General features: G+C 73.2%; 3 protein-coding genes. 1 reads left to right on the forward strand and 2 read right to left on the reverse strand.

Annotation, left to right across the window (positions count from 1 at the left end; genetic code table 11):
- Entirely contained in the window at window positions 1-8,208 is an 8,208-nt protein-coding gene (locus ACFQ87_RS10185; RefSeq protein WP_380610180.1) for an SDR family NAD(P)-dependent oxidoreductase, read from the reverse strand.
- A gap of 523 nt (window positions 8,209-8,731) precedes the next feature.
- The gene (locus ACFQ87_RS10190) at window positions 8,732-9,856 is read right to left on the reverse strand and encodes a DUF6421 family protein (protein ID WP_380610181.1); all 1,125 of its coding nucleotides are present in this window, start codon (window positions 9,854-9,856) and stop codon (window positions 8,732-8,734) included.
- 259 nt (window positions 9,857-10,115) lie between these two features.
- Here ACFQ87_RS10190 and ACFQ87_RS10195 point away from each other — a divergent pair, with 259 nt between their 5' ends.
- On the forward strand, window positions 10,116-10,877 hold the full coding sequence (locus ACFQ87_RS10195; protein WP_380610182.1) for an SDR family NAD(P)-dependent oxidoreductase: 762 nt from the start codon (window positions 10,116-10,118) through the stop codon (window positions 10,875-10,877).
- The last annotated feature ends 96 nt before the right edge of the window (window positions 10,878-10,973 follow it).

A 10,973-nucleotide genomic window follows, 5' to 3' on the forward strand; every position in this document is an offset into this window, starting at 1 on the left:
TCAGGGCCTTCCAAGCTCATCGTCGATCAAGGAAAAGAGCTCGTCCGCGCTTGCCGCGGTGATCTCCTCGTCGTGCACCGGCTCCGCCCCGCCCGCTCCGGCGGTCAGTACCGACAGCAACTCCCACACCTGTGCGGTGACGTCCAGGCGCAGCCCGGCGTCGAGGGTGGCCGCGCCGGCCACCAGTCGGGCCAGTGCGGCGAGCGCGGGCTCGGCCGGCGGTTCGGGGGCCGGAACCGGGGCCGGATCCGGGGCGAGCTGCTCAAGCAGGTGCCGGGCCAGGGCGATCACGCTCGGGTAGTCGAAGGTCACCGTCGCGGTCAGGGTGAGCCCGGTGAGGCCGGCCAGCCGGCTGCGCAGTTCCAAGGCGGTGAGCGAGTCGAAGCCCATCTCCATGAAGCCGCGGTCGGGTGCGACGTCGCCCGGTCCGGAACGGCCCAGCACGGTCGCGATCTCCGCTTGGACGAGTCGGCGGAGCGTCAGTTCGCGCTCGTGCTCCGGCAGGAACCGCAGCTGCTCGTCCAGGGACCGCGCACCGTCCGCCGTCCGGTTGGTCGGTGCGACAGGGGCGCGGACCAGTGCGCGCAGCACCGCGGGCGGTGCGCTCTCCCGCAGCTCGTCCGGGTCGAACCAGGCGGGCACCAGGTGCGGCCGGTCCGCGTCGAGGGCGAGATCGAGCAGCGCCAGCGCCTGGTCGGTGGGCAGCGGCCGCAGGCCGGTCCGGAGGATCCGCCGCCGGTCGGCGGGGCCGAGCGCTCCGGTCAGGCCGGTGCTCTGCTCCCACAGGCCCCAGCCCAGCGACACCGCGGGAAGTCCCCGCTGGTGCCGGTGGTGGGCGAGCGCGTCGAGGAAGGCGTTGCCGGCCGCGTAGTTGGCCTGCCCGGCCAGGCCGACGGTGGCCGAGACCGAGGAGAACAGCACGAACGCGGACAGCTCGATGCCTTCGGTCAGCTCGTGCAGGTGCCAGGCCGCGTCCGCCTTCGCCGCGAGGACGGCGTGCAGTCGTTCCGTCGTCAGCGAGGAGATCGCGCCGTCCTGCAGGACCCCGGCCGCGTGCACCACGGCCCGCAGCGGGGCCGACGCGGGGACGGCCGCGAGGACGTCGGCCAGCGCGGACCGGTCGGCCACGTCGCACGCGGCCACCGAGACGGCTGCGCCGCTGGCGGTCAGCTCCGCCACCAGGTCCGCCGCGCCGTCGGCGGCGGAGCCGCTGCGGCTGACCAGCAGCAGTCGGCGGACGCCGTGCCGCTCCACCAAACGGCGTGCCACGGTGGCGCCGAGGCCGCCGGTACCGCCCGTGATCAGCACCGTCCCGTCGGGGCCGGCGAGCGACCGGTCGGCGGCGGGCCCGGGGACGGAGCCGCGGGCGAGCCGGGGGATGTGGATCCGTCCGGCGCGCAGGGCGACCTGCGGTTCGTCGACGGCGAGGGCCGCCCGCAGCAGATCGGCCGCGGGTTCCCCGTCGCCGTCGTGGTCCAGCAGGACGATCCGGCCCGGGTGCTCCGTCTGGGCCGAGCGCAGCAGGCCCCACACGGCGGCGGCGGGCAGGTCGAGCTCCTCGCCAGGTGCCACGGCTACGGCCCGGCGGGTGGTGACGACCAGTCGTCCGAGGCCCTCGCCGTGCTCGGCCAGCCACGTCTGGACGTCCCTCAGCACTTGCTCCGCCATCACGTGCACGGCTGCGGGCAGCTCGGTCGCGCTCGACGGAACCGGCAGGACGACGGTCGGGGCGTCCGGCGCCCCGGTTCCGGCGGGGACGCCGACCTCGCGCCATTCGACCTGGAACAGCTTGGGGTCAAAGCGGCGGGCGTCGAGCGGGCGCAGGGTGAGGCAGTCGACCGAGAGCACCGGGGCGCCGTTGTCGTCGGTGGCGGCCAGCGCAGCCCGCTGCCCGCCGAGCAGGCCGATCCGTACCCTGAGCCGGGAGGCCCCGGTCCGGGCGAGCCGCACGCCTTCCCACGAGAACGGGGCCACCGGCCCGGTGCCCTCCTCCAGCACCAGCGGATGGAGGACCGCGTCCAGCAGCGCGGGATTCGCGCGGAACGGTCCCGGCTCCTCCGCTAGCGCCACCTCGGCGAGGAGGTCGTCACCGTGCCGCCACGCCGCACGCAGGTTGCGGAAGGCCGGCCCGTACTCCAGACCGCGCCGGGCGAGCTCGTCGTACCACCCGGCGGGGTCCAGCGGGATCACACCGCTCGGCGGCCACTCGGTCGGCGCCGGGTCGGCAGCGACCGCCTCGGCCGGGCCCACCCGCCCGGTGGCGTGCAGCCGCCAGTCCTCCTCGGCCTCGCCGCACAGGCGACCGTGGATGCGCAGTTCCCGCCGGCCGGACGCGTCCGGTGGCGCCGCCGTCAGCTGCACCTCGACCTCGCCCCGTTCCGGCACCACCAGCGGTGCCTGGAGGGTCAGTTCGTCCACCGTGTGGCCGATGCGCAGCGCCATCTCCAGCAGGGCCGTTCCTGGCACCACTGCCTGGCCGAGCACGCGGTGGTCGGCCAGCCAGGGCCGGCTGCGGAGCGAAAGGCGTTCGGTGTGCACGGTGCCGCCGTCGGCGAGTTCCACGGGCGGCCCGAGCAGCGGCCGGTCGGCGAGCGGGTGCAGCCAGTGGCGGCGCCGCTGGAAGGCGTAGGTCGGCAGCTCGACGCGGCGCGCGCCGGTCCCGGCGTAGGCTCCGTTCCAGTCCACTGCGGCACCGTTCGTCCAGAGCCTCGCTACCGAGGTCAGGAACCGGTCGAGTCCTCCCTCGTCGCGCCGGAGCGTGCCGGAGACCACGGCGGCGCCCGGCTCGGGCCGGCCCTCCAGGACCTCCTCGAGGTTCATGGTGAGCACAGGGTGGGGGCTGACCTCGACGAACGTGCGGTACCCCTGCTCGGCGAGTGCCGCCACGGCGGAGTGGAAGTGCACCGGTTGCCGCAGGTTGCGGTACCAGTAGCCAGCATCGACCGGCCGTTCACCGAGCCAGTCCCGCTCGACGGTCGAGAAGAGCGGCACCCGCGCGGGGCCGGGGCGCACGTCCGCGAGTACCCGGGCGAGCTCGTCCTCGATCCGCTCCACGTGGGCGGTGTGGGAGGCGTAGTCCACCGGCACCCGGCGGGCCCGCACGCCGTCCGCCTCGCAGGAGGCGAGCAGCTCGTCCAGGGCGTCCGGATCGCCGGCGACGACCGTGGCGGACGGACCGTTCAGGGCCGCCACCTCCAGCCGGCCCGGCCACGTGCGGAGGCGGGCCTCCACGCCGTCGGCCGGCAGTGCCACCGACATCATCCCGCCGTGGCCGGCCAGTCCTCGGGCGATCGCCTGCGAGCGCAGGGCGACCACCCGTGCCGCGTCCTCCAGGGTGAGTGCGCCGGCCACGCAGGCGGCGGCGATCTCGCCCTGCGAGTGGCCCACGACCGCCGCCGGCTCGACGCCGTAGGAGCGCCAGAGCGCCGCCAGCGACACCATCACCGCCCAGAGCGCGGGCTGCACCACGTCAACCCGTTCCAGCGCGGCCGCGTCGGTCAGCACCTCACGCAGCGACCAGTCGACCAGGCCGTCCAGCAGCCGTTCGCACTCGGCCATCCGGTCCGCGAACACCGGTGCGGAGTCCAGCAGTTCGACGGCCATCCCGGCCCACTGCGCGCCCTGCCCCGGAAACACGAACACCACCCGGCCATCGGCCCGCCGGTCCGCACCGGCCACCACCGACGAACCGTCCCCGCCGGCCGCCAGCGCCGCCAACCCCTCCAGCAAACCGTCACGGCCGTCCGCGACCACCACGCCCCGGTGCTCCAACACCGCCCGCGAACACACCGACGACAAACCCACATCCAGCACACGCACCGACGGATCCGACTCCACCCGCACCCGCAACCGCTCGGCCTGCGCCCGCAACGCCGCCGCACTCGCCCCCGACACCACCACCGGCACCGGGCCCGGCTCCGACCCCGACTCCTCCGCCCCGGACTCCACCGGCGCCTGCTCGAGGATCACATGCGCATTCGTGCCGCTGATCCCGAACGCCGACACCCCCGCCCGACGCGCCCGACCCACCTCCGGCCACACCCGCCGCTCCCGCAGCAACTCCACCCCACCCGAGGACCAGTCCACATGACGCGACGGCACCTCCGCGTACAGCGTGCGCGGCAGCACCCCCGCTTCCAGCGCCATCACCATCTTGATCACACCACCGACACCCGCAGCCGCCTGCGCATGCCCGATGTTCGACTTCAACGACCCCAACCACAACGGCCGTTCAACCGACCGCCCCTGCCCGTACGTCGCCAACAGCGCCTGCGCCTCGATCGGATCCCCCAACCGCGTCCCCGTACCGTGCGCCTCCACCACATCCACATCGACACCCGACAACCCCGCACCCGCCAACGCCGCCCGCACCACCCGCTGCTGCGCAAGCCCGTTCGGCGCCGTCAACCCACTCGACGCACCATCCTGATTCACCGCCGAACCCCGCACCACCGCCAACACCCGATGCCCCAGCCGCCGCGCATCCGACAACCGCTCCAGCACCACCACCCCCACACCCTCAGCCCACCCCGTACCGTCCGCCGCATCCGAGAACGCCCTGCACCGCCCGTCAGGGGAGAGCCCGCCCTGCCGGGAGAACTCGACGAACATCCCGGCAGTCGACATCACCGTGGCCCCGCCGGCCAGGGCCAGCGAGCTCTCCCCCGAACGCAGCGACTGCACCGCCAGATGCAGCGACACCAACGACGACGAACACGCCGTGTCCACCGTCACCGCCGGCCCCTCGAACCCGAAGGTGTACGAGATCCGCCCCGACGCCACACTCGGCGTGCCTCCGGTCAGGGCGTAGCCGCCGAAGCTCTCCGAGGTCTCGTCCAGCGGGGGGACGTAGTCCTGGTTCATGACACCCATGAAGACGGCCGTCCGGCTCCCCCGCAGCACGGCGGGGTCGGCTCCGGCGTGCTCCAGCGCCTCCCAGGACACTTCGAGCAGGAGCCGCTGCTGCGGGTCCATCGCCCGCGCCTCGCGCGGGCTGATCCGGAAGAAGTCGGCGTCGAGGTCCAGGGCGCCCGCGAGGAAGCCGCCGGTACGGACCTCTCCGGTGCGCTCCGGGTCGAGGCTCCAGCCGCGGTCCTCGGGGAACGCCGCGACGGCGTCCACCTCCTCCTGGACCAGGCGCCACAAGTCCTCGGGCGAGGCCACCCCGCCCGGGAAGCGGCAGCCCATGCCCACGATCGCGATCGGGTCGTCGTCCAGGGCGGAGCCGGCGGCGGCCGGGTGCTCCTCCGGGGCCTCCCCGGAGAGCTCCTCGTCGAGGTGGCCGGCCAGCGCAGTGATCGTCGGGTAGTCGTACAGCAGGGTGGTGGGCAGTCGCAGCCCGGTCGCCCTCCCAAGCCGGACGCTGAGCTCCACGGAGGTCGCGGAGTCGAAGCCGAGGTCCGGGAACGCGTGATCGGCCGCCATCGCGCCCGGGTCGGTGCGGCCGAGCACGGCCGCCGCCTGGGCCCGGACCAGGGCGTGCAGGTCCTCCGACCCCCGCGCCGTCCGCCGCGGCAGGGCGACGGGTTCGGCCCCGGGTGCCGACGACGGAACCGCCGGCACCGACAAGGCAGGCAGCGCGGTGCCGGAGAGCCAGTAGGGCTGGCGCTGGAAGGCGTAGCCTGGCAGCTCCACGGTACGGGCGCCGGTGCCTTCGAACACCGACTGCCAGTCCAACTCGACGCCCTGGACGTACAGTTCGGCCATGGACAGCAGCAGCCGCCGCAGCCCGCCCTCGCCGCGGCGCAGGGTGCCCTGGACCACCGCGCCCGAGGCGTCGCCCAGGGTCTCCTGGACGGCCGTGGTCAGCACCGGGTGCGGGCTGGCCTCCACGAACACCCCGTGTCCGTCCGCGGCCAGCGCCCGTACGGCCTCCATCCAGCTCACCCGCTCGCGCAGGTTGCGGTACCAGTACCCGGCGTCCAGGCCGTCCGCACCGAGGAGGCCGCCGGTGACGGTCGAGTAGAACGCGGTGTCGCCGGCCCGGGCGGTGACTCCGGCGGCCGCTCGCAGGACCTCCTCGCGGACGGGCTCGACGTACGGCGAGTGCGAGGCGTAGTCGATCGGGACCGTCCGGGCCCGGACGCCCCGGGCCTCGCACTCGGCCATCACCGCTTGCACGACCTCGACGGGACCGGAGACGACGACCGAGTTCGGGCCGTTCACCGCGCCGATCGCGACCCGTTCCCGGTCCACCTCCTCGACCGGCATCGCCAGCAGGGCCATCGCGCCGTGGCCGGACAGCCGGGCGACGATGGCCCGGCTGCGCTCCACCATCAGCCGCAGGGCGTCCGGGAGCGGGACGATCCCCGCCGCGCAGGCCGCGGTGATCTCCCCCTGGGAGTGGCCGACCACGGCGGACGGCCGCAGGCCCACGGCCCGCCACACCTCGGCGAGCGAGACCTGCACCGCGAAGAGCGCGGGCTGCATGACGTCCATCCGCCTCAGCGCCGCCTCGTCCGCGAGCACCTCCCGCAGCGACCAGTCGACCTGACCGTCCAGCAGTCGCGCGCACTCCGCCATCCGGGCGGCGAACACCTGCGACGAGTCCCACAGCTCCAGGGCCATCCCGGCCCACTGCGGGCCCTGCCCGGGGAACATCCACACGGCCCGGGAGAGCGGCCCGGACACGCCGGCCGCCACGTGCGGGGACGGCTCGCCCTCCGCCAATGCCGCGAGTCCGGCCAGGAGTTCGGCACGGTTCGCGGCGACGACAACCCCGCGGTGCTCCAGGACCGTACGCGTGGTGGCGCTGGCGTACCCGACGTCGCGCGGGCGCAGCCCCGGGTCGGCGTCGACGTGTTCCAGCAGCCGGCGGGCCTGGGCCCGCAGTGCCGCCTCGCTCCGGCCGGACACCAGCACCGGCACCGGCACGGCCGGCCCGGTCTCTGCCTCTGCCTCTGCTACTGCCTCCGTCTCACCGGGGGCGTCGCCGACCACGACGTGGCAGTTGGTGCCGCCGATGCCGAAGGAGCTGACGCCGGCGAGCCGGGCGCCCTCGGGCCAGGGGCCGGCCGTGTCGTTGACCCGGAGCGCGAGCCGCTCGAACGGGATCGACGGGTTGGGCTCGGCGTAGTTGAGGCTGGCCGGGAGGACCCGGTGCCCGATGGAGAGCGCGACCTTGATCAGCCCGACCACGCCCGAGGCCCCGTCGAGGTGCCCGATGTTGGTCTTCACCGATCCGACGAGCAGCGGCCGTCCGGCGGGCCGTTCCCGGCCGAGGACCTCGCCGAGCGCCTCCGCCTCGATCGGGTCCCCCGCCCTGGTCCCGGTGCCGTGTAGTTCGACGTACCCCACCTGCGCCGCCGCCGTCCCGGCCCGTTCGTAGGCCTCGCGCAGCAGTTCCTTTTGTGCCGTGCCGTCAGGGGTGGTGAAGGAGTCGCCCCCGCCGTCGTTGTTGACCGCGCTGCCGAGCAGGACGCAGTGGATCCGGTCGCCGTCGGCGACGGCGTCGGCCAGGCGCTTGAGCACGACCAGGCCGCCGCCCTCGCCGCGGACGGCGCCATTGGCGCGCGCGTCGAAGGCGTAGCAGCGGCCGTCCGGGGAGAGGGCTCCGGCCCGGGCGAAGGCGAGCGTGCTGTCCGGGGTCAGGTTGAGGTGGACGCCGCCGGCCAGCGCCAGGTCGGTGGCGCCGGAGCGCAGGCTCTCGCAGGCGAGGTGCACGGCGACCAGCGAGGAGGACTGCGCGGCATCGACGGTGAGGCTCGGACCGCGCAGGCCGAGGTGGTAGGAGATCCGGTTGGCGATCACGCCCCGGCTCAGGCCGGTCAGCGTGTAGGGGGAGACGGCCTCCTCGCCGTGCCGGTGGACGAGGGTGGCGTAGTCGTCGCCGGTGGCGCCGAGGAACACCGCGGTGGAGCCGCCGCGCAGGCTCCCGGGCACCACGCCCGCGTGCTCCATGGCCGTCCAGCCCAGCTCCAGGGCGAGCCGCTGGCGGGGGTCCATCGCCGCGGCCTCGCGCGCGGTGATGCCGAAGAACTCCGGGTCGAAGTCGGCGACCCGGTCGAGGAATCCGCCGCGCCCGAAACCGGCCGGCCGGAGTTCCGCCGGGACGGCGCCGAGGTCCCAGCGTCCCTCGGGAAGGTCGCCGATCGCGTCGGTGCCGTCGCGCAGCAGCCGCCAGAAGGCACCGAGGTCCTCCGCCCCGGGGACGCGGCATGCCATGCCGACGACGGCGATCTCGGACCGGCTCGGGTGACGCGTGGGCATGAGGGGGTGTTCCTTTCTGGCGGCTCCGCTCCGGGCGGCCGGGTACGCGGACCCGGCTCGTCCCGGGCAGCCGGAGACGTGCGGGACCGCCGGCGAAACGTCCGGACGGACCCGCGGCGGCTCCCGCGGAACGACCGACGTGACTCCGCGAGAGCGGGAAGGAAATGCACGCAACAAGAACGGGCACGGAGAATGAACATTCGGCGTGCACTGGAAACCGGGGAGCGCCGAGCGCTACACCCGCGAAAGACCTTCACATCCGACACACCGCCGGCGAATACGCCCGGCGGATGCCGCCGTCACAGAACCCCCAGAAGAGACCCCCGTCACTTCCACTCCCCTCGTGATCATCCGTCACACTATAGGACGCCCATGGCGAGGGCAATGCACAGAGAGTCATCAGCCAACGGTTCCGGCAAGCACAGCGTGACATTCGCCGGGCGTTCCCCGGGCGCCCTCGGCCGACAGCCCGGCCGAGCGGGTCACCCCGCTCCGCCGGACCCCGGCCGAACCGGCCGCCGCCTCAGACGCCGAGGCGTTCCTTGACTTCCGCGAAGAACGGAATGTGCCGGTAGTCCTTGGCATCCTCGTCGTAGTCCGTGTACTCGTTGGTGAATTCCAGCAGCCGCTGCTTGACCTCGTCGGCCGGGACACCGGTCCGGATCTCCCGCTCGATCCGCTGGATCGCACCGAGGAATTCGGCCAGGACCTCGGGGAGTTCGTCGTGGAGCCGGATCCGGTCCCCACGCAATGCGATTCCGCCGTGCTTGGAGAGGTAGTTGAAGAGCAGCTGGGAGGCGACCGCGTCGTAGTTGGGGCGCGGAATCCCCTCCACCGCGTAGCGGAGCAGCCGCTCGGACAGGATGTACTCGTACGCCAGCCGCGCTTCCCGGGCGGGCAGCTGCGGGTCGTTCAGGCAGACCAGCATCGCGGAGACGTCGACCCGCAACTCCTCCAGGCCGGCCAGCGGCTTCAGCTTCTTGACCGGCAGGTAGTCCGGGATGGGCATGTCGCCCTGCCGGTGGTGGTACTCGTGCAGCCGCACCCACCACGAGGAGGCCTGCTCGACCGTCTTGTCGTCGACGCCCCGGAGCAGCGGGAAGGCGTCCTCGGCCATCACCGCATCGATCATCTTCCGGGTGATCCGGTTGTGCCGCTCGACGAACTTGTTGATGAAGTAGAAGATCAGGTCGTCGCCGTGCTGGATGCCGTCGACGTGGTTCTCCGGGAACAACGCCACGACGACCCGCGACTCGAACCCCTTCGAGCTGCCCGCGATGTTCACCGGCATGGTGTTGCTGGCGTACCGGGCGGCCAGGTGCGGGTCGGTGGGCAGCGTCTCGTACGTCAGGTACTCCAGCGACAGGGCGGGGAAGTACGAGGCGTCGAACAGCGAGAAGACGTGGTTGTCGCGCTCGTCGTTGATGTGCGCCTTGACGGCGTCCAGGCGGGCTCCGGGCGTGTAGGCCCGGAGGTCCTCGACCAAAGCCCGGGCGGCCGGCTGCCGGCCCAGGTTCGGAGCGTCGGCGATTAGCTGCGCCAACTCGTCCAGGAATTCGCGGTCCCGGAATGCGTCGCGCGATCCCCGGACCTTCTCGCGGATTTCGTCGACCTCGTCGAAGACCGCCGACGTCATGCTGTTCGACATTGTGCACCTTCTTTGCAGGCGTGGTTTCGTTGCTTCACCGGGATCGGGGCCGCAGTGGCCGTCCGCACCTCACCCCGGAATGTACGGGTTCGGATCTTCTTCGCGCTTTCCGGCCGGACCGACAGAATTCTCCGGAACAGCGCTTGCGCCTTTACGGCCGAGCTGGCTAGCGTGACGGCCGGGGCTTTGCAGGAATGTCCGCGAGCCTTTCGAGCGCCTGGTTCCCCCGGTGAGCCGGCCAACAGAACTGGAGCAACACGTGCGAATCGAAGGAAGCGTTGCGCTGGTCACCGGCGGAACGTCCGGCCTCGGCCTGGCGACGGTACGGAAACTGCGCGAGCGGGGTGCTTCCGTGGTCATCCTGAACCGGCCTTCCGCGCGGAGTGAAAAGGTCGTGGCGGAACTGGGCGGGGGAGTCGTCCTCTCCCCCGGCGACGTCACCAGCGAGGCGGACGTCACCGCCGCCGTCGACCGCGCCGTGGAACTCGGCCGGCTGCGGATCGTGGTCAACTGCGCGGGGATCGGCAACGCCCACCGGACGGCCGGCCGCAGCGGCCCGTTCCCGCTCGAGGCCTTCAGCGAGGTCGTCCGGACCAATCTGATCGGCAGTTTCAACGTGATCCGCCTCGCCGCGGCCCGGATGATCCGGCTGGAGGCGGACGGCGACGAACGCGGAGTCATCGTCAACACCGCCTCGATCGCCGCCTTCGACGGCCAGATCGGGCAGGCCGCCTACGCGGCCGCCAAGGGCGGCATCGTCGGCATGACCCTGCCGATCGCCCGCGACCTCGCCCAGTCGCGGATCCGCGTGGTCACCATCGCCCCGGGCCTCTTCCGCACCCCGATGTTCGACGGCTTCCCGCAGTCCGCGATCGAGGCGCTCGGCCGACAGGTGCCGCATCCGCAACGCCTCGGCGAGGCCGAGGAGTTCGCCTCGCTCGTGGCCCACGTCGTGGACAACCCGATGCTCAACGGCGAGACGATCCGGCTCGACGGCGCCCTGCGGATGGGGCCGAGGTGACGGTCCGCCCGCCCCGGTGAGCCGGTCGGCCCGCCCCGCCGGAGCAGGCGGGCCGACCGGGCACGTGCCACGACGACCCGCCCGGCCCGACGACCC

Origin of the sequence: Kitasatospora sp. NPDC056531, assembly GCF_042794375.1 — a bacterium.
Taxonomy (GTDB): domain Bacteria; phylum Actinomycetota; class Actinomycetes; order Streptomycetales; family Streptomycetaceae; genus Kitasatospora.